Genomic DNA, 23,842 nt, shown 5'->3' on the forward strand with positions numbered 1-23,842 from the left:
CTCAGGCGGGTTGCAAAGCTTTGATCAGGGGGCGTCGCAGGGCGCTGAACAGGCGTTCATGCCAGCGCGGGTTCTGCACGACTTCGGCGCGGTAGAAGGACGGGCAGAGCGTGGCCGCGTGGGCGTTGGCGCCGCACAGCCCGCAGCCCACGCAGCCGTCGATCACGGTGGCCACGGGGTCGACCTTGAGCGGGTCCGGGTTGTCCTTGAGCGTGAGCGTGGGGCAGCCGCTGAGTCGGATGCAGGCGTGGTCCCCATTGCAGACGTCTTCGTCCACGCCGTACTTCACACGTTCGACCCGTTGTCCTTTTTTCAGCAGGCTCGCGATCCAGGGCTTGATGCGGCGCTGACGCTCAAGCTGGCACTCGCCCTCGGCGACGATGACCTTGAGGCCATTGAAATCCGAGGTGAAGGCGTCCACCAAAGTCTTGCGCACCTTGTCCACCTCGTAGGTGTGCACGGTGCGCAGCCACTGCACGCCCAGGCCCTTGAGCGTGCTCTCGATGGTCTGGTTGGTGTGCACCAGGCTCTGGCGCTTGTCGGCGGCCAGGGCCTTGGCCGCGTCGCCTGGCGTGGAGATGATGTCCTGCGTGCCGGTGGCCGAGGTGTAACCGTTCTTGAAGATCAGCAGCACGGCATCGTCGCCGTTGAAGAGCGCGCTTTGCACGCCGGTCAGCAGGCCGTTGTGCCAGAAGCCGCCGTCGCCCATGACCGAGAGCACGCGACGGTTCATCACCGGTGAGACGCCCGCGCGGCTGGCAAGCGACATGCCGTAACCCAGGATGGAGTGGCCGAAGGAAAAGGGCTCGAAGGTGGCGAGCGCGTGGCAGCCAATGTCGCCCGCCACATGCACGTCGCCCACCTGCTGCTGCGCGATCTTCAGCGCCGAGAACACGGGCCGCTCGGGGCAGCCGATGCACATGCCCGGTGGACGGGCGGGCAGGGCCTGGCCCCCGTTCTTCGCGATGTCCTGGGCAATGGTGGCGCGCCGCTCGCGGTTGCCGTTCAGCCATTCGGGCACGGCGGCGGGCAGCAGTTCATTGCGGTACTGCCGCAGGAACTTCTCCAGGCCGCCGGCCATGACCTCGGCCGAGTACTCACCCGCCATGGAGAGCATGTCCTTGCCGTGCAGCGGTGTCTGGATGTCGGCGCGGCGCAGCATCGTGGCCAGTTCCTGCTCGATGTACTCGGGCTGGCCTTCCTCGACCATCAGCACCGCGCGCTTGCCGACGCAGAACGCTGTCAGTTCCTCGGGCACCAGCGGGTAGGTGACGTTGAGCACCAGCAGCGGGATGTCGGTCTGACCGAATGCATCGGCCAGGCCGAACTGCTGCAGGGTGCGGATCAGGGTGTTGTAGAGCCCACCCTGCACCACGATGCCCAGATCACCGTGCTTGCCGGGGAACAGCTCATTGAGCTGGTGCTCGCGCACATAGGCCCGTGCGGCCGGCAGGCGCTGGTCCACCTTGAGCTTTTCGTGGCGGAAGGTCACCGGCGGGTGGGCCAGCCGTTCGTAATTGAAGGCCGCGGGTTCTTCCATCAGCGCGCGGGTGGAGATGCGGGGCGCGCGGTTGTCGCGTGCCGCGAAGCTACCGCGCACATGGCAGGCACGGATGCGCAGTTCCAGGATGGCGGGCATGTTCGAGGCCTCGGACAGGGCGAAGCCGTGCTCCACCGTGTCCACCATGCATTGCAGGTCGGGGCGCGGGTCCAGCAGCACCATGCCGGACTTGAGCGCGTAGGCATGGGTGCGTTCTTGGATCACGCTGGCGCCCTCGCCGTAGTCCTCGCCCACGACGATGAGCACGCCGCCGGTGACCCCCGGCGAGGCCAGGTTGGACAAGGCGTCTGCCGCCACATTGGTGCCGACGATGGACTTCCAGGTCACGGCCCCACGCAGCGGGTAGTGGATGGAGGCGCCCAGCATGGCGGCGGCCGAGGCCTCGTTGGAGCAGGCCTCGACGTGCACGCCGAGCTCGTCCATGTAGCCCTTGGCTTGCACCATCACGTCCAGCAGGTGTGAGACCGGCGCGCCCTGGTAACCGCCGACGTAGGACACGCCGGACTGCAGCAGGGCCTTGGTGATGGCGAGGATGCCCTCGCCATGGAAGGTCTGGCCTTGGCCCAGCGCCAGGGACTTGATCTCCTGGCTGAATGAAACTTCCACGCGCGTCTCCTCTTGCGTTCCTTGTTCTGTGATCGTTCCTCGGGCACGAGGGCCTGGGAGCTGCCGCAGTGTCTCGCTGGATGCGACATTCTTCAATAGCATCTGCGAGATATGTAATATGAGTGGTATGCATATCAACGAGCTGGACCTCAACCTGCTGCGACTGTTCGACGCCACCTACCGCTTGGGCAGCGTCAGCCGCGCGGCCGAGGCCGTGGGCCTGACCCAGCCTGCGGCCAGCCACGGCCTCGGCCGCCTGCGCCTGTTGCTGGGCGATGCGCTGTTCGAACGCCGGGCCGGTGGCGTCAAGCCCACGGCGCGGGCGGATCGCTTGGCCGGGGCAGTTCGGCAGGCCCTCGGCACGCTGGAAGCCGCACTCAACGAAAGCGCGGCTTTCGACCCACGGCAATCCACGCGCACCTTTCGCTTGCACATGAGCGACATGGGCGAGAGCCGCTTTCTGCCCGAGCTGATTCCGACCCTGCGCGAGCGAGCGCCCGGGGTTCGGGTGCAGACCCTGCCCATGCCACGCGATCAGATCGGGGCCGCGTTGGACGAGGGGCGCATCGACTTCGCTTTTGGTTTCCTGCCCATGGTGAAGGACACCCAGCGTGTGCAACTGCTGCAGGACCGCTACATCGTGATGCTTCGGGCGGGGCATCCTTTTCTCGCCGTGGCCCGGCGCAAGCAAGGAGCGGCCCTGCTGGACGCTCTGCGCAGCTTGGAGTTCGTCGCCGGACGGACCCACTCCGACACGCTGCGCATCTTGCAAGGCTTGCAGCTTGAAGACCGCATACGCTTGACGGCCGAGCATTTCATGGCCCTGCCCGCCATCGTGGGCGTGACGGACCTGGCACTCGTCATGCCGCGCAACATCGCCCGGGGTTTCACGGCGAATGGTTATGCGCTGATTGAGCCGCCGTTCCCGCTGCGCGATTTCACGGTCTCGCTGCACTGGAGCCGCCGCTTCGAGGCGGACCCGGCCAACCGCTGGCTGCGTGAATTGATGGTGGGGCTGTTCTCCGTGCGCTGAGGTCCCGCGTGCCGCGGTGGCCCCGCTCCGCCCAACCCCCCTGGGGCTGGAGCCGCCCACCTACAATCCCACCCCAATTTCAGGAACACCCCATGAGCATCAAAAGCGATAAATGGATCCGCCGCATGGCCGAGCAGCACGGCATGATTGAGCCTTTCGAGCCCGGGCAGGTGCGCTACGCGGCGGATGGGCACAAGATCGTGAGCTACGGCACCAGCAGCTACGGCTACGACATCCGCTGCGCGCGCGAGTTCAAGGTGTTCACCAACATCCACAGCACCGTGGTCGACCCGAAGAACTTCGACGAGAAGAGCTTCGTGGACATTGAGAGCGACGTGTGCATCATCCCGCCCAACAGCTTCGCGCTGGCGCGCACGGTGGAGTACTTCCGCATTCCGCGCAACGTGCTCACCATCTGCCTGGGCAAGAGCACTTATGCGCGCTGCGGGATCATCGTCAACGTCACGCCCTTCGAACCCGAGTGGGAGGGGTTCGTGACGCTTGAGTTTTCAAACACCACGCCCCTGCCCGCCAAGATCTACGCGGGTGAAGGTTGCGCCCAGGTGCTGTTCTTTGAAAGTGACGAGGTCTGCGAGACCAGCTACAAGGATCGGGGCGGCAAATACCAGGGGCAAAGTGGCGTGACCTTGCCCAAAGCCTGAGCGGTCGCGGCGCCTGCCAGCACGTGCCCGTCTTGGGGCGGTATGCAAGCTGCGCTGGCGGGGCCCGCGGTCAGGCCGTGGTGGCCGTCTTGTCCTCGACGGCCACGGTCACGCGGTTGCGCCCCTGGTGCTTGGCTTCGTAGAGCGCGGCGTCCGCGCGTTGGATGAATCGTTCCAGGTGGGGCATTCCCGCCGAGTGCCCAACGCCCCCCTGCTTGAAGGACGTGTCGGGCTCGCGGGGGCGCCCGGTCTTTTGGGGCAGGTGACTGGTCACCCCGATGCTCAAGGTGACGATGCCCTCCGACAATGGCGTGGCCGCATGCGGTATGCGTTGCGCCCGCACGGCATCCAGGATTTTCTGGGCCAAACTTTCAGCACCGGCGCTGGCGGTGTCTGGAAGGATCAGGGCGAACTCTTCGCCACCATAACGTGCCGCCAGGTCACCCGGACGCTGCGCGGCCGCGCTCAGGACCCGTGCCACGCGCTCCAGGCAGCGGTCGCCCTGGGGGTGGCCGTAGTGATCGTTGTAGAGCTTGAAGTGGTCGATGTCGATCATCAACAAGGCCAGAGGCTGCCCGCGCCGCATGGCGCGTGCCCACTCGGCGGCCAAGGTTTCATTGAACTTGCGCCGGTTCGCCAGGTCCGTCAGCGCGTCGGTTTCGCTGATCCAGCGCAACTGGTCCAAGCTCTTTTCCAGCGCGGTGGATCGGCTGCGGAGTTCCGCGTTCAGTGCCGCGGTGTGCATGTTCATGAAGGCCGCGAACAATCCGACGTGCGCCGCCACCATGCCCAGCACCTGCAAGGCCAGGACGCCGTAGATCAGTTGCTCGAACACCAGAAAGAGTTCCGTGAAGTTTTGCGCCAGCACCACGCGCGTGACCATCAACACGATCAGCAGCGCCCAAAAGATGATCGGGTCACGCCGGCTGCGGCCGAATTTGTCGAGTTCCTGGGCTTGATCACGTCTGCGCGCGAGCGCCGCCAACCCGAAGGCCGCGACCAGACCAAGCAGCGCGGAATGGGCCTGAACCACCCTGTCGGCGTCCGAACGGGCCAGCCACAGCGCCAGCGGTTCGATGGCGGTCAGAGTGAACGGCCAACTCCAGCGCAAGGCATCGCGCATGCGGCCGTGCAGATCCCGCTGGCGCAGCAACGCGCATTGCCCCGCGTGCAGCAAGGCCAGTCCCAAGGTGACCAAGGTGCCGCTGGCGATGATCACGGACAGCGGCGCCAGTGGGGTGTGGCGCAGGTTCACGAGCAGGAAGCCGCAGGCACTGACGCCAAAACCCAAGGCCCACAGCAGGAGGTGGGGCTGTTTTTCCCGGCGCCAGAGCAGGTAGAGACTGATGCCTTGCATCAGATCAATGACGCCGAAGAAGAAATACTGCGTGTAAAGATCCAGATTCAAGAGTGTGGGCTCCCTGGCTGCGCCGCCACTGTAGCGGCGGGGCCCACTCCTGTCGATCCGTGGCGCCGCCCGTGTATTGAAGGGCAGATCCGCCCAATAGGGGATAATTGAGCGCAATGAATGACGAAATTCGTGCTGAATCCCCAGAGCTCGCATCTCCGGCCCCCAAACGCTACGCCGATCTGACCCTGGCCGAGCCGCTCAAGCGCGCCGTGGCCGAGATGGGCTACGAAACCATGACGCCCATCCAGGCGCAGGCCATCCCGGTCGTGTTGGCGGGGCAGGACGTGATGGGGGCGGCCCAGACCGGCACGGGCAAGACGGCGGCTTTCTCGCTGCCCTTGTTGCAGCGCCTGCTCAAGCACGAAAACGCCTCGACGTCCCCCGCGCGCCATCCCGTGCGCGCCTTGGTGTTGCTGCCCACGCGCGAGTTGGCGGACCAGGTCGCGCAACAGGTCAAGATGTACGCGAAGTACACCCACCTGCGCAGCGCGGTGGTGTTTGGTGGCATGGACATGAAGCCCCAGACCCTGGAATTGAAGAAGGGGGTGGAGGTGTTGGTCGCCACTCCCGGCCGCTTGCTCGATCACATCGAGGCCAAGAACGCGGTGCTCAACCAGGTGGAGTACGTGGTGCTGGACGAGGCGGACCGCATGCTGGACATCGGCTTCTTGCCCGATCTTCAGCGCATCCTCAGCCACCTGCCCAAGCAGCGCACGACGCTGCTGTTCAGCGCGACCTTCTCGCCCGAGATCAAGCGCCTGGCCTCCAGCTACTTGCAGAACCCCATCACCATCGAAGTCGCGCGATCCAACGCCACGGCCACGACGGTGGAGCAGCATTTCTACAGCGTGGGCGAGGACGACAAGCGCCACGCCCTGCGCCAGGTCTTGCGCGACAAGAACCTCAAGCAGGCCTTCGTCTTCGTCAACAGCAAGTTGGGCTGCGCCCGGCTGGCCCGCGCGCTGGAACGCGATGGTCTCAAGACCGCGGCCCTGCACGGTGACAAGAGCCAGGACGAGCGCCTCAAGGCGCTGGATGCCTTCAAGAAGGGCGAGGTCGATCTGCTGGTCTGCACCGACGTGGCCGCGCGTGGCCTGGACATCAAGGACGTGCCGGCGGTGTTCAACATCGACATTCCTTTCAACGCCGAGGACTACGTGCACCGCATTGGCCGCACGGGCCGTGCCGGGGCGCAGGGTGTCGCGGTGAGCTTCGTGTCGCCGCGCGACGTCAAGTCGGTGGCCGAGATCGAGAAGTTGATCAAGACCAAGATCGAGATCGAACCCATCGAGTTCGAGGAAGACCGCCCGGATATCCGGCGTCAGGGCCGCTTCAACGAAGGGCATCGCCTTTACGACCAAGAGCGTGGCCGCGAGGACGGTGAGCGTAGCCGCGAGCGAGTTGATCGGGGCGCCCCAGGCCTGGAACGTCGCCGCGAAACCCGCCCAGCGCCCCGGGCCGCGCCGGCTGATCCCTTCTTCGACCGCCCCTACGAAGCTCCCGCGACCGAGGTCGCTGAGCCCGCGCCTTGGGAGGCCGCGGCCAAGCCGGCCACCAACCGCGGCAATCTGTCCACCAACATCCGTCCCAAGCGCAAGTTGGCGGCGTTGTTCAAGCAGTCCTGATCAGGCGACCATCCGCCTAGGCTCAAGCCCTCAAGGTGTGCGCGTCGGGCTCGCGATGAGGGCCGGGACCCTTCAGCTCAGGGCCGCAGCGCTGTCAGTTCCTTCCACACCTTTTCCTCGTCCACGATGGCAACCGAGATGCGTGCCATGCGCGATGGCGCTTGCGTGGGTGAGAACAGCGAACCGGGCGGGATCAACAATCCGCGTTCGGCCGCCTCACGCGCCAGCTGCTCGCTGTCTCGACCGCAGTCGGCCCAGATGAACATGCCGGCCTGGGGCTCGTTCGGCACCGTGTAGCCGAGCTTGAGCAAACGCTTCAAACACCTTGCACGCGCTTCGTCCACCCTCAGCCTGACTCGCTCGACATGGCGGCGGTAGGCCCCGTCGGCCAGCACCCGGTGAACCACCCGTTCGCTGAGTTCACTTGAGGTAAGCCCACCCAGCATCTTGATGTCGCTCAGGCGATCCACAAGATCTTCCTTCGCGGCCAGCCATCCCACGCGCAGGCTGGCCGCCAGGGTCTTGGCGAAACCTCCGGCCAGGATGACGCGGTTGAGGCGGTCCAGCTCGGCCAGCCGCGTCAAGCTGCTGGCGCTGTTGGGGTGGAACTCGGCGTAGGTGAGGTCTTCCACGATCATGAAGTCGTGCTTCTCGGCGACGCGCAGCATGTCGTAGGCCGCCCCGGCGGACAGGCCAAAGCCGGTTGGGTTGTGCACCGTGCTGTTGGTAATGAAGAGCTTGGGCTGGTGCTGGGCAGCGGCTTGTTCGAGCCAGGCCATGTCGGGTCCATTCGGCCCACGCGGCACGCCGATCACGCGGGCACCGAAGGCGGCGAGTCGGCCGAAGACGACGTACCAAGCCGGGTCTTCCACCAGCACCGTGTCGCCGGGTTGCACCAGCAGCCGCGCCACCAGGTCGAGGCCATGGGTGACGCCGCTCGTGGTGAGCAAGTGCAGGTCGGGATGCGCCGGTACGTTTTGGGTTTGCAGCAAGGCGGCGAGTTGCTGGCGCAAGGGCGCGTAACCTTGCGGATGTCCGTAGCCCAGCAGACGGGCTTGCGCCGTGCGCCCCACGCTGCGCAACGCGCCGGCGACCAAATCCGCATCCAGCCAGTCGGGTGGCAAGCATCCTGCGCTGGCCGGCATGGCGCCATCGATGGGGTTGGAGCCAAACAAATTGCGCAGCATCCAACGCGTGTCGAGTTGCGCGGGTGCGATCGGCTTGGCCGCCTTGGCATTCACGTCGATCAAAGGCGCGCGGCGGGCCTGCACGAAAAAACCCGCGCCGCGCCGTGACTGCACCAGGCCTTGCGCGACCAGTCGCTCATACGCCTCGACCACGGTGAATCGACTGACGCCGACCTGTTCGGCCATCTGGCGGATCGAGGGCAGGCGGGTGCCGGGTCGCAGGCCCTGGTCTTCGATGCGGCGCGCCAGGTCATGGCTGAGCTGAGCGACCAGGGTCGCGTCGGCCGCCTGCACAAGCTGTGGGCCGGGTGGGAAAGACGGGGCCGAGGCGGGTAGGCCGGGGCTGGACGCGTTGGAGGGCTGAGCAACTGTCATGGTGTTCGGACCGGGCCAGTGTCTGAAGGAAACCGTTGAACTGTACCGGTACTGTATTGGTAACTGGCCCTAGAGTGACAGCACTACCGATGACTGTCAAGGCCCTCCATGCTGACCCGCTCCCCGTCGATTCGCCTGCCCCGTGTCGCGCCGCCGCGCGGGTCTGAGCACGCCTCCCCGCCATCCGTCTCGCTCTCCGCCCAGCCTCATACGGCCGCGACCACGCCTTGGGAAGGGTATGGCTTGGGTTTGCTGGGCGTGCTGATCTTCAGCCTCACCCTGCCGATGACGCGGGTGGTCGTGGCCGAATGGCCACCGCTGCTGGTGGGTCTGGGGCGGGCCTTGGTGGCGGCCCTGCCCGCTGCTGTGCTGCTGGCGGTGAATTGCAGTCGACTGCCCAGCCGCCAGGAATGGCCTGGCGTTCTCGGCGCGGCGCTGGGCATCGTGATCGGCTGGCCCCTGCTGTCCACCTTGGCCCTCAAGAGTGTGGCTGCTTCGCACGGCGCGGTCTTCAATGGCTTACTGCCCTTGTCCACCGCCTTGTTCGCGACCTGGCGCAGCGGCGAGCGGCCGACGCGGATGTTCTGGGTTTGGGCAGCCTTGGGCGCGGCGCTGGTCACGGGGTTTGGTTTGCTGCAAGGACGAGGTGCCTTGCAGCCGGGTGATCTGTGGCTGCTGCTGGCGGTGGTCGCGGGTGGCTTCGGTTACGCCGAGGGCGCAAGGGCCGCGCGCACCCTGGGGGGCGGGCGCACGATCTGCTGGGCCTTGGTGATCAGCGCGCCCTTGATCGCCGTGCCCGTGGCGTGGATGGTGGGTGACGCGGCCGATGCCGCGCGGGTCAGCGGCCACGTCACGTCCAACCGCGCTTTGCTGGCCTTCGCTTGGCTGTCCTTCGGTTCCATGTTCCTGGGCTTCTTTGCCTGGTATCGTGGTCTGGCCGTCGGGGGCATCGCCCGGGTGGGCCAGGTGCAACTGCTGCAGCCCTTCCTGACCGTGCTGGCCTGTGCGCTGCTGTTCGGTGAATCTGTCGGCGGCGAGACCTGGGTGTTTGCGCTGGCAGTGATCGCGGTCATCGCCGGTGGGCGGCAGGCCTTGCGCGGCGGGGGTGCCCCGACTGCGATGCAATCCAAGTCTCGATGACGCAGCGCCAACGATGGAGAACCTTCCCATGCCCCTTTTTTCCTGGATGCAACCGGCCCTGCTCGGGCCACTGGTCCTGTTCACCTTTATCAGCTCCATCACGCCGGGGCCCAACAACACCATGCTGGCGGCCTCCGGTCTGAACTTCGGGCTGCGCCGCACCTGGCCCCATGTGTGGGGTGTGAACATGGGATTCATTGCCATGCTGGTGTTGATCGGCCTGGGCATGGGCGCGGTGTTCACGCGCTACCCTTGGCTGCATCCGCTGCTGAAGTACGTTAGCGCGGCCTACCTCTTGTTCCTCGCCTGGAAGATCGCGAACGCCGCGCCGCCGCAGCAGCCTGTCGAAGGTGCCGCGCAAAGTCGGCCTTTGACCTTCTGGCAAGCGGCCTTGTTTCAATGGGTCAATCCCAAGGCCTGGGTCATGACCACGGGCATGGTGTCGGCCTATGTGCCGTCGGGCGAGGCCTTCTGGGGGCATCTGGGGTTGGCCGCGCTCATCGCCATGGCGGTGGGTATGCCTTGCATCATCGTCTGGGCCGCCTTTGGCAGTGCCCTGCGGCGCTGGCTGCACCGCCCGCGCATGATCCGAGCCTTCAACTGGACCATGGCCGCGCTGCTGGTGCTGTCGATTGGCTTGTCCCTGGTCTAGGTTCTTTACACACTCATCTCTCAAGCTCTCTCATCTCCGGGTTGCACCGAACGGCATGGTGAACTTCCCAAGAAAGACCCGCCACCATGAAACTCCTCCAATACGTCGTTGATGCCTTCACTTCCGAGCGCTTCAAGGGGAACTCCGCCGCCGTGGTGTCCCTCACGGATTGGCTGCCGCCGCCGCTGATGCAGGCCATCGCGATGGAAAACAACCTCTCCGAGACGGCCTTCCTCGTTCAATCGGCGGACGGTCGTTACGACATCCGATGGTTCTCGCCGTTCAAGGAAATCGACTTCTGCGGCCACGCCACGCTGGCCAGTGCCCATGTGCTGTTCCAGTCGGGCGCGCCGTCTCCCATCACCTTCCGCGCGCCAGCGGTCGGTGAGCTGCCCGTCGTGAAGCTGCCCGACGGTCGCATGGAAATGAGTTTTCCGAACCGCCGTCCCTTGCCGGTGGACGAGGTCCCCAAGGCATTGCGTGAGGGCCTGCCCGTGGCGCCCGTCGTGGTGCTGCGCAACGCCCAGGCCTGGTTCGCGGTCTTCGAAAACGAAGCGCAGGTGCGCGACTTGCGCCCGGACTTCAAGCGGCTGGCCGAACTTGGGCCACTGGACGTGACGGTCACCGCGCCCGGCGTGAGCTGCGATTTCGTGTCGCGTTACTTCTGGCCGGCCAACGGCGGCGAGGAAGATCCGGTCACGGGTTCCATCCACGCGGGACTCGCGCCGTACTGGGCGGATCGGCTCGGCAAGAACACGCTCGTGGCGGTGCAGGTGTCGTCACGCACCGGCACACTGCATTGCCGCGTCGAGGGTGAGCGGGTGCATGTGTCCGGGGCGGCGGTGCAGTTTCTACGGGGCGAGATCGAGGTCTGATGGCCGAGTTCAGGTGCTCGAGGTTGGTTGCTCGAGCCGTGGGTCAGGCGCGGGGCGTTTCCGTTTCTCTCAGAAGGGCTAGAAGGGCTTGCGTGCCGCCTCGCAGTCTTCCTGCACCAGGACATGCGCCGCCGCCTCCGGCATGACACGCAGCGCGCTCAATTGGCCGCCCCAGATGCAGCCCGAGTCCAGCGCCCACAGGCGAGCGCGGCGCAACACGTTCTGCGGCTCGGCCAGGCCCAGGGTGGACCAGTGGCCGAACGCGATGGTCACGTCCTCGCCGGCCGTGCGCCGTCCTGGCACCTCGAACCACGGCAGATAACCCGGCGGTGCGGTGTCGAGTCCTTCCTTGGCGTTGAATTCCATGGCGCCCTCGGGAGTGCAAAAGCGCAGGCGCGTCAAGGCGTTGACGATCACCCGCAAGCGGTCGTCTCCGCGCAAATCGTCTCGCCAAGCCGCCGGTTCATTGCCATACATCTGCTGGATGAAGTCACGCCAGTCGGGACCCGCCAGCACCTCCTGCACCTCGGCGGCCAGCGCGAGGGTCTGCGCCGTGCTCCATTGCGGCAACACGCCCGCGTGCACCATCAGAAAATCATGGCCCTCCAAATTCGGGCCCAAGGCCAGGGGCTGGCGGCGCACCCAGTCCAGCAGCGCCTCACGGTCGGGTGCTTCAAGAACGTCGTCCACCGTGTCGCCGCGATGGGCGCGGCGCACGCCCAGCGAGACGGCGAGCAAGTGCAGGTCGTGGTTGCCGAGCAGGCAGCGCGCCGCGCCCGCGTAGCCCCTGAGGCGGCGCAGCACGGCAGCCGACGAAGGGCCACGGTTGACGAGGTCGCCCAGCAGCCAGAGGGTGTCTCGGCTGGCTGAGAAGTCGATGGTGTCGAGCAGGCGGCCGAGCGCGGCATCACAGCCTTGCACGTCGCCGATCAGGTAATGGGCCATGCGGCGTTTTGTTGCGGAGTTGCGAACGTGATTGACGATGGATTATCCGATCCGCCCGAACGTCCCGGTGCACCGCGCAAGGTGAAAAGCCCACGCGGTACAGTCCTGGGCATGGACTTTTTGTTGATTGCTTTGCTGATCGTGCTCAATGGCGCCTTCGCCATGTCGGAAATGGCCCTGGCCTCCAGTCGCCGCGCTCGTCTGATGGCCGTCGCCGAGGCAGGCGATGGTGGCGCCAAGAAGGCGCTGGAATTGATGGACAACCCCAATCAGTTCCTGTCCACCATCCAGATCGGCATCACCTCGATCGGTGTGCTCAACGGCATCGTGGGCGAGGCCGCCTTCAGTGATGACCTGGCGGCGCTGCTGCAAACGCTGGGCGTGAGCGGGGGGGCCTCGGGTGTCACCGCCACGGCGCTGGTGGTGACCCTCATCACGTTCCTCACCATCATCTTCGGGGAGTTGGTGCCCAAGCGCGTGGGGCAGCTGTACCCTGAGCTGGTGGCGCGTTGGGTGTCGCGCCCGATGGGCGGTCTGGCCATGGGCGCCAAGCCTTTCGTCAAACTGCTGTCGGCGAGCACGCAGGCGGTTCTGAAGTTGCTGCGCGTGCCCGACGTGGCGCGGGGCGTGACGGAAGAAGAAATTCGCCATAGCCTGGAGGAGGGCGTGGACGCGGGTTTGATCGAAGAGCACGAACACCAGATGGTGCGCAACGTCTTTCGCTTGGACGACCGTCCGCTGATTTCCATGATGGTGCCGCGCGCCGACATCGCCTGGCTGGACGCCGGGCTGAACGCGGTTCAATGCCTCGAAAAACTCGCGCTGAGCAGCCAGACCGAGCAGGACGCGCAGCAGGGCGAGCAGGAAAGTGGCAGCGTGCATTCCTGGTACCCCGTGTGTCGTGGTTCCCTGGACGATGTGGTGGGGCAGATCAGCGTGGGGGGCCTTTTGGCCCTGGCGCGTGATCCGGCGCGTGCCCAGGAGCCGGTCGAACGCCATGCGCAATCGGCCGTTTTCGTGCCCGAAACCCTGTCAGGCCGGGAGCTGGTCGAGCAGTTCCGCGCCCGCTCCCTGCGCATGATGTTCGTCGTCGACGAGTACGGGGCGATCCAAGGTTTGCTCACGCCCGCTGACCTGCTCGAAGCCATCACGGGCGAGCTGCAGTCGGCTCCTGTGGATGCTTGGGCCACGCAGCGCGACGATGGCTCCTGGCTGCTGGATGGCGTGATGCCGGTGGACGAGCTGAAGGCCCGTTTCGACATCCGCGAGTTGCCGGACGAAGACCGGGGTCGCTACAACACGGTGGCGGGATTGCTGCTGGCGGTCAGCGGACGCTTGCTCAAGACCGGTGAGCGCGTCCATTGCGCAGGCTGGGACTTCGAAGTGGTCGATCTCGATGGCCGGCGCATCGACAAGGTGCTGGCCCGGCCTGCGCCTGCGATGACGCCCGAGACCAGCCCGGCCTGACGCCACGCTCATCCTCGTCCTGGTTCGCATTGAGAAATGAGTGTGAACAGGCCAACTCCTGGCTAACTGCGGGGTATCGGACCGAGCCAGGTGCTCGCGGGTCCGTCAACGGCGCATAGCGGGCTCATAAAGCCCGCCTATCCCCGCCATAGATACGCCAAGCGCGTAAGTCAATCCTGGAAAGCTAAACTTTGCCCTATCGGTTTTCCCAGGGGTGTTTCCCCTGAACCGGTTGCAAAGCAAGCTAGCTTCCTTTCCACCTTTCACTACAGGAGATTTCCATGTCCCTTATCAACACCCAGGTCCCGGCGTTCAAGACCGAGGCCTTCCACAACGGCAAGTTCATCACCGTGAGCGATGCCACGCTGAAGGGCAAGTGGTCCGTGCTGATTTTCATGCCGGCCGCCTTCACCTTCAACTGCCCGACCGAAGTGGAAGATGCCGCCGACAACTACGCCGAGTTCCAGAAGCTGGGTGCCGAGGTGTACATCGTCACGACCGACACGCATTTCTCGCACAAGGTGTGGCACGAGACGTCCCCCGCCGTGGGCAAGGCCAAGTTCCCCCTGGTTGGCGATCCGACCCACACGCTGACGCGCGCCCTGGGTGTGCACATTGAGGAAGAAGGCCTGGCCCTGCGCGGCACCTTCATCATCAACCCCGAAGGTCAGATCAAGACCGTGGAAGTGCATGACAACGCGATCGCCCGCGACGTCAAGGAAACCCTGCGCAAGCTCAAGGCTGCCCAGTATGTGGCTGCGCATCCGGGCCAAGTCTGCCCCGCCAAGTGGAACGAAGGCGCCAAGACGCTGACGCCCTCTCTGGACCTGGTCGGCAAGATCTAAGCCGATTCCATCGGGCCGCGTGCCACGCGGCCGCTGCGTCAGCAGCACCGCAGCCGGATGGGCTGCGCGGGCTTGTCGTGTGCGAGCCTGTGCGGCCCATCTCACGGCGGTCATCCCATAGGCCGTGCCAATGGCTGTCTCGTTTTTCACGGATACGCCCCCACCTTCCAGACCTCACGCTTCCCAGGAGAATCCCATGCTCGACGACGCCATGAAGTCCCAGTTGCAGGCCTACCTGACCAAGCTGCAACGCCCCATCCGCCTGATCGCCTCCCTGGATGGCGGCGAGAGGTCGGCCGAGCTGCGCGAGCTGCTGCAGGAGATCGCTGGCTTGTCCGACCAGGTCCGCTATGACGAGAGCGGCAGCGATGCGCGCAAGCCCTCCTTCGTGATCGCACGTGATGGGGAAACCACGGGCGTGCGTTTCGCGGCCATTCCCCTGGGCCATGAATTCACCTCCCTGGTGCTGGCCTTGCTGTGGACGGGCGGTCATCCGCCCAAGGTCGAGCCCGAGGTGATCGAGCAGATTCGCAACCTCGACGGTGAATTCAAGTTCGAGGTCTACATGTCCTTGACCTGCCACAACTGCCCCGACGTGGTTCAAGCCGTGAGCTTGATGAGCATCGTCAACCCGCGCGTCCAGGCCACCATCGTGGACGGTGGTCTGTACCAATCCGAAGTGGACGAGCGCCAGATCATGGCCGTGCCTGCCACCTGGCTCAACGGCAAGATGTTCGCCTCCGGTCGCATGACGGTGGAAGAAATTGTCGCCAAGCTGGACGTCAAGAGCGAGCAGCGCGAAGCAGCCAAGCTGTCCGCCAAGGACCCGTATGACGTGCTGATCGTTGGTGGTGGCCCCGCGGGTGCCGCCGCCGCGGTCTACGCCGCGCGCAAGGGCATACGAGTCGGCGTCGCCGCCGAGCGTTTCGGTGGCCAGGTGAATGACACGCTGGCCATCGAGAACTACATCTCCGTGCTGGAGACCGAAGGGCCGAAGTTCGCGGCCGCGTTGGAAGCCCAGGTGCGCCACTACGAAGTGGACATCATGAACTTGCAGCGTGCCGACAAGCTGGTGCCTGCCGCGCAGGCGGGTGGGCTGACCGAGGTGCACATGGCCAACGGCGGTGTGCTCAAGGCGCGCAGCGTCATCTTGTCCACCGGCGCGCGCTGGCGCAACGTCAACGTGCCGGGCGAGCAAGAGTTCAAGAACAAGGGCGTGGCCTATTGCCCGCACTGCGATGGCCCCTTGTTCAAGGGCAAGAAGGTCGCCGTGATTGGTGGTGGCAACTCGGGTGTCGAAGCCGCCATCGACCTGGCGGGCATCGTCGAGCACGTGACCCTCTTGGAGTTTGGTGATCAACTCAAGGCCGATGCCGTGTTGGTGAGCAAGCTCAAGAGCCTGCCGAATGTTCAGATCATCACGCAGGCGCAGACCACCGAGTTCTCAGGCGCGGGCGGCAAGCTCGCCGGGCTGGATTACCTGGACCGCGCCACGGGCGAGAAGAAGCATGTGGACGTCGAAGGCGTGTTCGTGCAGATCGGCTTGGTCCCCAACACCGAATGGCTCAAGGGCACGCTGGAGCTGTCGAAGTTCGGCGAGATCGTGGTTGATGCCAAGGGGCACACCAGCCTTCCCGGCGTGTTTGCCGCGGGAGATTGCACGACCGTGCCCTACAAGCAGATCGTGATCGCGGCGGGGGAAGGCGCGAAAGCCGCCTTGAGCGCCTTTGACCATCTGATCCGCACGCCGGTGCATGAAGCCGTGACGGCCTGACGCATCAGCCTGCCGGATTGACAAGGGGCTGCTCGCGCAGCCCCTTTTCTCATGGCATTTGCTTCAGTGCCTGCCTAAGCGCGTGGCGGCGCTTGGCGAGTCGCGCAGAGTTCATGGTGTAATTCTTGCCCATGAAAGTTACTGCTTCGATCTTCAAGGCCTATGACATTCGCGGCGTGGTGCCGTCAACTCTGGATGAATCCGTCGCTGAAAGCCTAGGGCGCGCCTTTGGCCTGGCCGCGCGCGCGGAAGGCGAGGGCTGGGTCGCCGTGGGCCGTGACGGCCGACTCAGTGGCCCCGCGCTGAGCGCGGCCCTGATCCGTGGCCTGCGCACCGTGGGCATGGATGTGATTGATCTGGGCATGGTCACCACGCCCATGCTGTATTACGCGGCCAGCACGGTGTGCAAGAGCGGCATTCAAGTGACGGGTAGCCACAATCCCGCCGACTACAACGGTTTCAAGATGGTGCTCGCCGGGCGTGCGATTTATGGCGATGAAATTCAGGCCTTGCGCAAGGCCATGGAGGCGGACCAGGCGCCCTTGCTTGGTGAGGCCGGTGCCTTGCCCTCCAAGGCTGGCAAGTTGACCAAGCTCGACATCCTGGCGTCTTACCGTGATCGCATCGTCGGTGACGTGCATTTGCACCGGCGCATGAAGATCGTTGTCGATTCCGGCAATGGCGTCGCGGGTGCTTCCGCGCCGGGCATCTTGCGCGCATTGGGTTGTGACGTCCGCGAGCTGTACAGCGACGTGGATGGCACCTTCCCCAACCACCATCCCGATCCCAGCAAACCCGAGAATCTGCGCGATTTGGTCAAGGCACTGCGTGAGACAGATGCCGAGATCGGTTTGGCTTTCGATGGCGATGGCGACCGTCTGGGCGTTGTGACGAAAGACGGGCAAACCATTTTTCCGGACCGGCAGTTGATGCTCTTCGCGCGGGACGTGCTCAAGCGCGTGCCCAGCAGCTTCATCCTGTTCGATGTGAAGTGCACGCAGCGCTTGGCGCCTGCCATCAAGGAAGCCGGTGGCAAGCCGCTCATGTACAAGACGGGGCACTCCCTGATCAAGGCGCGCATGAAGGAGATCGATGCGCCCCTGGGCGGCGAGATGAGCGGCCACGTCTTTTTCAAGGAACGCTGGTATGGCTTCGACGACGGCACCTACGCCGCCGCGCGCCTGCTGGAGATCCTGAGCCGCTCCGCCGACGCGAGCGCGGTACTGAACGCCTTGCCGACGAGCCATTCAACCCCGGAGTTGAACGTTGCTTGCGCCGAAGGCGAGCCGCACCGGGTCGTGGCCGAGTTGCAGAAGAAAGCCCTTGCCAGCGGCACCTTCCCCAAGCCCGCGGAAGTCAGCACCATCGATGGCGTGCGCGTCGATTGGCCCGATGGTTTCGGCCTGGTCCGAGCTTCCAACACCACCCCGGTGCTGGTGCTGCGCTTCGAGGGGCACACGCCGCAGGCGCTTCAGCGCATCGAGGGCGAGATGCTCACCCTGCTCAAGAGCGTCAAGCCGGACGCAGCCCTGGGCGCCGCCGCGCACTGAGCGGCAACCCCGGGCGGGCTGGTCTCGACAGGACTTACTTGGATGGCGCGGGCTTGCTCACTGGAGCAGTCGCGCCATTCGCGAGAAACGCGTTGATGTTTTGCAGATCGTTGCTGCTCAAGTCACCACTGGCCTGGCGCAGGCGCAGGTTGGCCAGCAGCACGTTGTAGCGGGCTTGAGAAAGATCCCGCTTGGTCTGGTACAGCTGACTCTGCGAGTTCAGCACATCGATGTTGATGCGCACACCCACGCGGTAGCCGAGCTGGTTGGCGTCCAGCGCGCTTTGGCTCGAGGCCTCGGCTGCTTCCAGCGCCTTCACCTGACTCAGACCCGACAACACGCCCAGGTAAGCGGTGCGGGCGCCTTGTGAGACCGAACGTTCAGCGCCTTGCAGCTGGGCCTGGGCCTGGTCCTCCAAGGCCAGGGTTTCGCGCAAGCGGTTCTGCGTCGCGAAACCCGCGAACAAAGGGAGGGTCAACTGCACGCCAACGGTGGTGACATTGGCCGAATCCAATTGGCCAGTGGAGCCACCATTGCTGTACTTGTTCATGCTGCGGCTGGCCGTCAAGTCCACCGTGGGCAGGTGGCCCGCGACGGCCTTGGTGCTTTCGAGTTCGGCGTTGCGCAGTGCCACCCGGGCCTGTCTCACCGAGGGGTGCTGGGACTTCGCGAGATCCACCCAGTAGTTGATGTCTTGCGGTGCGATGGCCGGCAGCGCGACAGCGGGCGCTAGCGGCAAAGGGCGCACATCCTGCATGCCTACCAGTTGGTCTAGCGCTAGCTTCTTGATGCGCAGGTCATTGTCGGCCGCGATCTCCTGGGCGACCACGAGGTCGAATCGGGCCTGGGCTTCGCGGGTGTCGGTGATGGTGGCCGCGCCGACTTCAAAGTTGCGTTGCGCAGCGGCCAATTGCTCTCGCACGGCGGTCTTTTGCGCTTGCACGAAGGTGAGGCTGTCTTGCGCGCTGAGCACATCGAAGTAGGCCTGGCTGACCCGAAGGATCAGGTCCTGCTCCGAAGCCAGCCATTGGGCCTCCGTCAGTTCCTCCTGCTGCGCGCCTTGGCGGAAGGTCGCGAAGTTGGCTGGGCGGAACAAAGGCTGACTCAAATTGATGCTGGTGCTGCGGGTCTGGTAGTCCAAGTTGCTGCTGCCGCCGCTGGACAGTTCGGATTCTTGGTCAGTGCGGTTGACGCCCGCGCTGAGGGTGACGGTCGGCAGCAGGGCCGACTTGGCCTGGTCGGCGCGTTGTTGGCCGGCCTCGTACTGCGCGCGCGCAGCTTGGTAGGTGGCGTCGTGCCCACGCGCCGCTTGGTACAGGTCCAGCAGGCTCTGAGCCTGCGCGACCGGGGCGAACAGAGTGGCGACCGCCAGGGCCAGGGCGGGGCGCGAGAACATGCGTTGCAGTTTCATAGGACGAAGGTGCAGAAGGTGGGCGTTTTCTCTGTCAGATGCATCCCCAGAGAGGCGGGCGGAACATATAGTAAGCAATGCTTATTATATGTCTTGCTTGCAATTTGAGGGCGAAGGTGCATCGTGCAAGAGGGCAAAAGTCAACAAGCGCTTCGCGGCGCGGAAATCGGCGATCAGTAACGCGGAATGCTCGGATCTCGCTGCGCGGCCCAGGCTTCGATGCCGCCGCTGATGTTCACGACGCGTTCGAAACCTTGATGTCTGAGGTACTCGGCCACGCGCAGGCTGCGGCCTCCGTGGTGACACAGGCAGGCGATCTGGCGTTGAGATGGACGATCCAGATCGAGCCGGTCCAGCGCGCTGGGCACCGTGTTCATGGGGATGTGCAGCAATTCGTAGCCCGCATCGGCTGCGGGGCGCAGCGCAGCGATCTGCAATTCGTGTGCCTCGCGAACATCCAGCACCAGGGGGGCTGGCGCGTCGGGCCCCTGGGCCTGCATGGCCGCCTGGGCTTGTCGCAGCCAAGTATCGAAATCGCCAGGGTGGATGTGCTCGATCATGCCGATGCCTTCAAACGCGAGAGAGGTCCAAGGCAAGCGGCCGGGGGGCGCCGCCTGCGAGAGGGTGTGATGAATGGGTCAGAAACTGAAACGAGCCGACTCGGGGAAGTTACGCAGCCGCGGCGCCACCGTGTCCCAACCCTGGTTGCTTTGGTAGGTCTGGTCTTCGGCGCGCGTGATGAGGGTAGCGCGCATCGTGGGTGCGTTCGGTTCACCCACGATCGCGAACAGGCGCCCGCCCGTGGCGAGCTGGGCCAGCAAAGCAGCAGGTACCTCCGCCACCGAACCCGCCAGCACGATCACGTTGAAGGGGGTTTCAGCGGGCGCGCCTTGGCTACCGTCGGCCTGTTGCACCTGGACGTTGGTGATGCCTGCTTTTTGCAGGTTGCTGCGTGCCAGCGCGGCGAGTTCCGCGTCAATTTCCAGCGCGATCACTTGCTTCGCGCGTTTGGCCAGCAGCGCAGCCAGGTAACCAGAACCCGCGCCGACGAGCAGCACCTTGTCCTGGGGTTGTGCGGCGACATCCTGCACGATGCGCGCCTGCACGCGGGGGGCGAGCATCACGGGCGCGTCCTCACCACGCTTCAAGGGCAGTTCGGTGTCCGTGAAGGCCAGGGTGCGCAGGCCAGCGGGCACGAAGTCCTCACGCTTGATTTCGGACAGCAGGGCCAGCACGTCCGCGTCCAGCACGTTCCAGGGGCGGATCTGCTGCTCGATCATGTTGAAGCGGGCTTTTTCGGTGTTCATGAAGGTGTTCATGGCGAGGGTTCCGTGAGGGATGGAAGGTAAGTCGTTGGGAGGTGGTCGAAAATTTTAGTGAGTTCCCGAATCGTTGCGATATCGATGCGATAAATCCTGTTTGTGCGCTTTCAAGGGGCTTGCCCTGGGGTGGCTTGCCTGCCATGCCAAAGCCGCCGCAGCCATTGGGCAAAGTCGTCGAGGTAGCAGTAGGCCACGGGCACCACCACCAGGGTGAGCAGCGAGGAGGTGATGATGCCGCCGATCACGGCTTGACCCATGGGCGCGCGCTGCTCAGAGCCTTCGGACAAGGCGAAGGCCAGCGGCACCATGCCGAAAATCATGGCCAGCGTGGTCATCAGGATGGGGCGCAATCGCACCTGGGCGGCGGTCAGCAGGGCCTGCTCGCGCGCCATGCCCGGCACAGGGCGGCCCCTTGCGTCCAACCCGCCCTCGCGGGCGCGGATGGCGAAGTCCAGCAGCAAGATGGCGTTCTTGGTCACCAAGCCCATGAGCATCACGACGCCAATGATCGAGAACATGGACAGCGACGAGCCAAACAGCATCAGGGTGAGCACCACGCCGATCAGGGTCAGTGGCAGCGAGGTCATCAGCGCCAGCGGCTGAAAGAAGCTCTTGAATTGGCTGGCCAGGATCATGTAGATGAAGATGATGGCCATGGCCAAGGCGGAGATTGCATAGCCAAAACTTTCTTCCATGTTCTTGGTGGCGCCGCCAAAACGGTAGCGGTAGCCCGGTGGGAAGCCGGTGTTCGCCAAGGCCAGGCGGATGTCGGCCGACACCTCGCCCAGGGACCGGCCATGCACGTTTGCCGTGATGGTGACTTCGCGCATCAGGTCGCGCCGGTTGATCTGACTCGACCCCGTTCCTGGGACCAAGGTCGCGGCCTGGTTCAAGCGGATCACGCGCGCGCTGCCATCCGAGGCCTGGCCCACGGCGAAGGGCAGGCGCTCCAGGTTGCTCATGTCCTCCCGCGCCTCGGGGGCCAGTCGCACGTTCACGTCATAGGTCTGGTCATCGCTGGCGCGCCAGTTGCCCACCGTGTTGCCGGCGACCAAGGCGCGCAAGGCCGCGGCGATCTGGTTGACGTTCAGACCGAGGTCGGCAGCGGCTTCGCGGTTCACTTGCACCGAGATGGTCGGTCGGCCCGGCTTGGCGCTGCTGTCCAGGTCCACCAAGCCGGGAATCGGCGCGATCTTTTCCAGCACCGTTTGAGTCAGACGCTCCAGTTCACGCAAATCTTGACCCTGAAGTGAGAACTCCAACTGCTTCTGCCCCCCCACGGCGTCCATCAGGCCCACATGGGTGACGGTGATGCCGGGCACGGCGCGCAGCCGTTCGCGCAACAGGGCGGAGATCTGGTTCACATTGCGCTGGCGTTGGACCCGGTCAACGAGGCGCACATAGATGCTGACGTAGTTCTTGCCTTGCGCGTTGCCCGTGTTGAGGGTGGCGAGGGAATAGCGCACCTCCGCAAACTCACGTTGCAGCAGGTCTTGCACCTGCCGCGCCCTGGCTTCGGTCGCCTCGATGGACGTGCCCTCGGGCGTGCGGAAATTGACCGTGGTCTCGGAGAAATCCGCGGTGGGAACGAACTCCGAGCCGAGCAAGGGCACGAGCAGGATGCTGGCCACGAAGATGGCGAAGGCGGCGATCAATGTGGTGAGCTTGTGCGCCAGCGACCAACGCAGCAGGACCTGGTAGAACTCGGCCAGGTGGTCCGTGGCGCGGTCGAACCAACCGGTGACACGCCCAATCGTCCGGTCGTAGAGGTTGCGGGGCGCAAGCGGGTTCGTGCCGTGCTTGTGGATGCTCGGATCAGGCCAGACCGAAGACAGCATGGGGTCCAGCGTGAAGCTCACGAACATGGAAATCAGCACCGCTGCCACGATGGTGATCCCGAACTGGTGGAAGAACTTCCCGATGATGCCGCCCATGAATCCGATGGGCAGGAAGACGGCCACGATGGACAGGGTGGTGGCCAGCACCGCGAGGCCGATTTCTTCCGTGCCTTCGAGCGCGGCCTCGTAATGCCCTTTGCCCATCTGCACGTGGCGCACGATGTTCTCTCGCACCACGATGGCGTCGTCGATCAGCAGTCCCACGCAGAGCGACAGGGCCATGAGCGTGATCATGTTGATGGTGAAACCGAACGCCTGCATGAACAGAAAGGTGCCGATCAGCGCGATGGGCAGCGTGAGCCCGGTGATCACGGTGGAGCGCCAGGAGTTCAGGAACAAAAACACAATCAACACCGTGAGCACCGCGCCCTCCAAGAGGGTCTGGCGCACGTTATTGACTGCCACGCGGATTGGGCGCGAGCCGTCCTGGATGGGCTCCAGTCGCACCCCCGCTGGCAGCAGGCCCTGGGTCTTCAGCTCAGCCACGGCCTTGGTCAGGCCGTCGATCACGGCGATGGTGTTTTCGTCCTGCGACTTCTGGACGGTCAACAGCAGGGTGCGCTGGCCGTTGTACAGCGCCAGGCTCTCCAGCTCCTGAGCGCCGTCGCGGATGGTGGCCACTTGGCCAAGGCGCACGGGCGTTCCCGTGCCACTCGTTCCGCCCTTGCGCGTCACGATGATGCGCGCGAAGTCTTCCGGGCGCTGCATGCGGGCGTCGATCTGCACCGCGATTTCGCGCGTGCTGGAGCGCACCGCGCCCAGGGGTAGCTCCTGGTTTTCGCCGCGCACAGCGTCGACGATCTGCGTGGGCGTGAGTCCGTAAGCCTCCAGCGCCTCGGGGCGCAGGTAGATGTTGATTTCGCGCTTGGTTCCACCGACCAGGTTGACCGCGCCCACGCCGCGCACGTTCTCCAGTCGCTTCTTCAGCACCTGGTCGGCCCAATTCGTGAGTTCCACCGGTGACCAACCGTGAGTCCCGGCGCTCGCCGCTGAGGCTGCCGCGCTGCCCGCGGCGGGAACGCTCGTGCCTTGGGCTGGTCCGGGGTTCGGGTCGTGAGCGGGTGCCTCACCCAGAACGGCCAGCGACCAGATGGCGCGGCTGGACGGGTCGAAGCGCAGCACGCGCGGCTCTTCTACTTCGTCACGCAGGGACGGACGCAGCGCCGCGACCTTTTCGCGAACATCTTCGGCCGCCTTGCGTCCATCGACGGTGAGTTGGAACTCGATGATGACGACGGACTGGTTCTCGTAGCTGCGTGAGGTCAGGGTGTTGATGCCAGCGATCGAGTTGACGCCTTCCTCGATCTTCTTGCTGACCTCGCTTTCGACGATCTCGGGCGAGGCTCCCGGGTAGGCGGTGCTGACCACCACCACCGGGAATTCGATGTTCGGAAACTGGTCAACCTGCAGGTGCTGGTAGGAGAACAGGCCCAGCACCACCAGCGCCATCATCATCATGGTGGCAAAGACGGGGTTCTTCAGGCTGACACGGGTGAACCACAT

18 protein-coding genes are annotated in these 23,842 nt (G+C 64.9%); 10 read left to right on the forward strand and 8 right to left on the reverse strand.

Features of this window, described 5'->3' with window-relative positions; translation table 11 throughout:
- Position 1: 1 nt before the first annotated feature.
- Positions 2-2,167, reverse strand: a complete 2,166-nt coding sequence (locus tag ACLBKS_RS01990; protein WP_410191113.1) for a thiamine pyrophosphate-dependent enzyme — start codon at positions 2,165-2,167, stop codon at positions 2-4.
- A gap of 127 nt (positions 2,168-2,294) precedes the next feature.
- Here ACLBKS_RS01990 and ACLBKS_RS01995 point away from each other — a divergent pair, with 127 nt between their 5' ends.
- Together ACLBKS_RS01995 and dcd are read left to right on the forward strand one after the other, a co-directional pair.
- Positions 2,295-3,200: a LysR family transcriptional regulator gene (locus ACLBKS_RS01995; RefSeq protein WP_410191437.1), complete on the forward strand. Its 906-nt coding sequence runs from the start codon at positions 2,295-2,297 to the stop codon at positions 3,198-3,200.
- Positions 3,201-3,292: 92 nt separating this feature from the next.
- Entirely contained in the window at positions 3,293-3,862 is a 570-nt protein-coding gene (dcd, locus tag ACLBKS_RS02000; protein ID WP_410191114.1) for a dCTP deaminase, read from the forward strand.
- Between the two features lie 70 nt (positions 3,863-3,932).
- Here dcd and ACLBKS_RS02005 read toward each other — a convergent pair whose 3' ends face one another.
- Positions 3,933-5,270, reverse strand: a complete 1,338-nt coding sequence (locus ACLBKS_RS02005) for a GGDEF domain-containing protein (protein WP_410191115.1) — start codon at positions 5,268-5,270, stop codon at positions 3,933-3,935.
- 116 nt (positions 5,271-5,386) lie between these two features.
- Here ACLBKS_RS02005 and ACLBKS_RS02010 point away from each other — a divergent pair, with 116 nt between their 5' ends.
- Positions 5,387-6,898: a DEAD/DEAH box helicase gene (locus tag ACLBKS_RS02010; RefSeq protein ID WP_410191116.1), complete on the forward strand. Its 1,512-nt coding sequence runs from the start codon at positions 5,387-5,389 to the stop codon at positions 6,896-6,898.
- Between the two features lie 77 nt (positions 6,899-6,975).
- On the opposite strand, the gene ACLBKS_RS02015 is transcribed toward ACLBKS_RS02010, so the two are convergent.
- Complete coding sequence (locus tag ACLBKS_RS02015; protein WP_410191438.1) at positions 6,976-8,379, reverse strand: PLP-dependent aminotransferase family protein; 1,404 nt, start codon at positions 8,377-8,379, stop codon at positions 6,976-6,978.
- Between the two features lie 330 nt (positions 8,380-8,709).
- Between ACLBKS_RS02015 and ACLBKS_RS02020 the strand changes: the two genes are divergently transcribed.
- From ACLBKS_RS02020 to ACLBKS_RS02030, 3 genes are all read left to right on the forward strand, one after another.
- Positions 8,710-9,600 (forward strand): DMT family transporter, encoded by an 891-nt coding sequence (locus ACLBKS_RS02020; RefSeq protein ID WP_410191439.1) that lies wholly within the window; start codon positions 8,710-8,712, stop codon positions 9,598-9,600.
- Positions 9,601-9,628: 28 nt separating this feature from the next.
- The gene (locus tag ACLBKS_RS02025; RefSeq protein ID WP_410191117.1) at positions 9,629-10,252 is read left to right on the forward strand and encodes a LysE family translocator; all 624 of its coding nucleotides are present in this window, start codon (positions 9,629-9,631) and stop codon (positions 10,250-10,252) included.
- Positions 10,253-10,338: 86 nt separating this feature from the next.
- Entirely contained in the window at positions 10,339-11,127 is a 789-nt protein-coding gene (locus tag ACLBKS_RS02030; RefSeq protein WP_410191118.1) for a PhzF family phenazine biosynthesis protein, read from the forward strand.
- 78 nt (positions 11,128-11,205) lie between these two features.
- Here ACLBKS_RS02030 and ACLBKS_RS02035 read toward each other — a convergent pair whose 3' ends face one another.
- Positions 11,206-12,072 carry a symmetrical bis(5'-nucleosyl)-tetraphosphatase gene (locus tag ACLBKS_RS02035; protein ID WP_410191119.1) on the reverse strand — a complete coding sequence of 289 codons (867 nt, stop codon included), beginning with the start codon at positions 12,070-12,072 and terminating at the stop codon, positions 11,206-11,208.
- Between the two features lie 111 nt (positions 12,073-12,183).
- On the opposite strand from ACLBKS_RS02035, the gene ACLBKS_RS02040 reads away from it, so the two are divergent.
- From ACLBKS_RS02040 to ACLBKS_RS02055, 4 genes are all read left to right on the forward strand, one after another.
- Positions 12,184-13,539 (forward strand): hemolysin family protein, encoded by a 1,356-nt coding sequence (locus tag ACLBKS_RS02040; RefSeq protein WP_410191120.1) that lies wholly within the window; start codon positions 12,184-12,186, stop codon positions 13,537-13,539.
- Between the two features lie 281 nt (positions 13,540-13,820).
- Complete coding sequence (gene ahpC, locus ACLBKS_RS02045; RefSeq protein WP_410191121.1) at positions 13,821-14,384, forward strand: alkyl hydroperoxide reductase subunit C; 564 nt, start codon at positions 13,821-13,823, stop codon at positions 14,382-14,384.
- Positions 14,385-14,580: 196 nt separating this feature from the next.
- Positions 14,581-16,158 carry an alkyl hydroperoxide reductase subunit F gene (gene ahpF, locus ACLBKS_RS02050; protein ID WP_410191122.1) on the forward strand — a complete coding sequence of 526 codons (1,578 nt, stop codon included), beginning with the start codon at positions 14,581-14,583 and terminating at the stop codon, positions 16,156-16,158.
- A 131-nt stretch (positions 16,159-16,289) separates the two neighbouring features.
- Complete coding sequence (locus ACLBKS_RS02055) at positions 16,290-17,708, forward strand: phosphomannomutase/phosphoglucomutase (RefSeq protein WP_410191123.1); 1,419 nt, start codon at positions 16,290-16,292, stop codon at positions 17,706-17,708.
- A gap of 34 nt (positions 17,709-17,742) precedes the next feature.
- Here the strand turns inward: ACLBKS_RS02055 and ACLBKS_RS02060 are convergent, their stop codons facing one another.
- From ACLBKS_RS02060 to ACLBKS_RS02075, 4 genes are all read right to left on the reverse strand, one after another.
- On the reverse strand, positions 17,743-19,119 hold the full coding sequence (locus ACLBKS_RS02060) for a TolC family outer membrane protein (protein ID WP_410191124.1): 1,377 nt from the start codon (positions 19,117-19,119) through the stop codon (positions 17,743-17,745).
- A gap of 173 nt (positions 19,120-19,292) precedes the next feature.
- Positions 19,293-19,679, reverse strand: coding sequence for a rhodanese-like domain-containing protein (locus ACLBKS_RS02065; RefSeq protein WP_410191125.1), 387 nt, complete (start codon positions 19,677-19,679; stop codon positions 19,293-19,295).
- A 78-nt stretch (positions 19,680-19,757) separates the two neighbouring features.
- On the reverse strand, positions 19,758-20,438 hold the full coding sequence (locus ACLBKS_RS02070; protein WP_410191126.1) for a protein-L-isoaspartate O-methyltransferase family protein: 681 nt from the start codon (positions 20,436-20,438) through the stop codon (positions 19,758-19,760).
- Between the two features lie 110 nt (positions 20,439-20,548).
- A complete protein-coding gene (locus tag ACLBKS_RS02075; protein ID WP_410191127.1) occupies positions 20,549-23,842 on the reverse strand; it encodes an efflux RND transporter permease subunit in 3,294 nt (1,097 codons plus the stop codon).

It is taken from the genome of Hylemonella sp. W303a (genome assembly GCF_046452315.1).
GTDB lineage: Bacteria > Pseudomonadota > Gammaproteobacteria > Burkholderiales > Burkholderiaceae_C > Hylemonella.

Bases quoted from the DNA above. Each gene is read 5' to 3' on its own strand.
- ACLBKS_RS02075 (WP_410191127.1), bottom strand. From the start codon at position 23,842: ATGTGGTTCACCCGTGTCAGCCTGAAGAACCCCGTCTTTGCCACCATG.
- ACLBKS_RS02055 (WP_410191123.1), top strand. From the start codon at position 16,290: ATGAAAGTTACTGCTTCGATCTTCAAGGCCTATGACATTCGCGGCGTG.
- dcd (WP_410191114.1), top strand. From the start codon at position 3,293: ATGAGCATCAAAAGCGATAAATGGATCCGCCGCATGGCCGAGCAGCAC.
- ACLBKS_RS02065 (WP_410191125.1), bottom strand. From the start codon at position 19,679: ATGATCGAGCACATCCACCCTGGCGATTTCGATACTTGGCTGCGACAA.
- ACLBKS_RS02060 (WP_410191124.1), bottom strand. From the start codon at position 19,119: ATGAAACTGCAACGCATGTTCTCGCGCCCCGCCCTGGCCCTGGCGGTC.
- ACLBKS_RS02070 (WP_410191126.1), bottom strand. From the start codon at position 20,438: ATGAACACCTTCATGAACACCGAAAAAGCCCGCTTCAACATGATCGAG.
- ahpF (WP_410191122.1), top strand. From the start codon at position 14,581: ATGCTCGACGACGCCATGAAGTCCCAGTTGCAGGCCTACCTGACCAAG.
- ACLBKS_RS02040 (WP_410191120.1), top strand. From the start codon at position 12,184: ATGGACTTTTTGTTGATTGCTTTGCTGATCGTGCTCAATGGCGCCTTC.
- ahpC (WP_410191121.1), top strand. From the start codon at position 13,821: ATGTCCCTTATCAACACCCAGGTCCCGGCGTTCAAGACCGAGGCCTTC.
- ACLBKS_RS02030 (WP_410191118.1), top strand. From the start codon at position 10,339: ATGAAACTCCTCCAATACGTCGTTGATGCCTTCACTTCCGAGCGCTTC.
- ACLBKS_RS02035 (WP_410191119.1), bottom strand. From the start codon at position 12,072: ATGGCCCATTACCTGATCGGCGACGTGCAAGGCTGTGATGCCGCGCTC.
- ACLBKS_RS02025 (WP_410191117.1), top strand. From the start codon at position 9,629: ATGCCCCTTTTTTCCTGGATGCAACCGGCCCTGCTCGGGCCACTGGTC.
- ACLBKS_RS02010 (WP_410191116.1), top strand. From the start codon at position 5,387: ATGAATGACGAAATTCGTGCTGAATCCCCAGAGCTCGCATCTCCGGCC.
- ACLBKS_RS01995 (WP_410191437.1), top strand. From the start codon at position 2,295: ATGCATATCAACGAGCTGGACCTCAACCTGCTGCGACTGTTCGACGCC.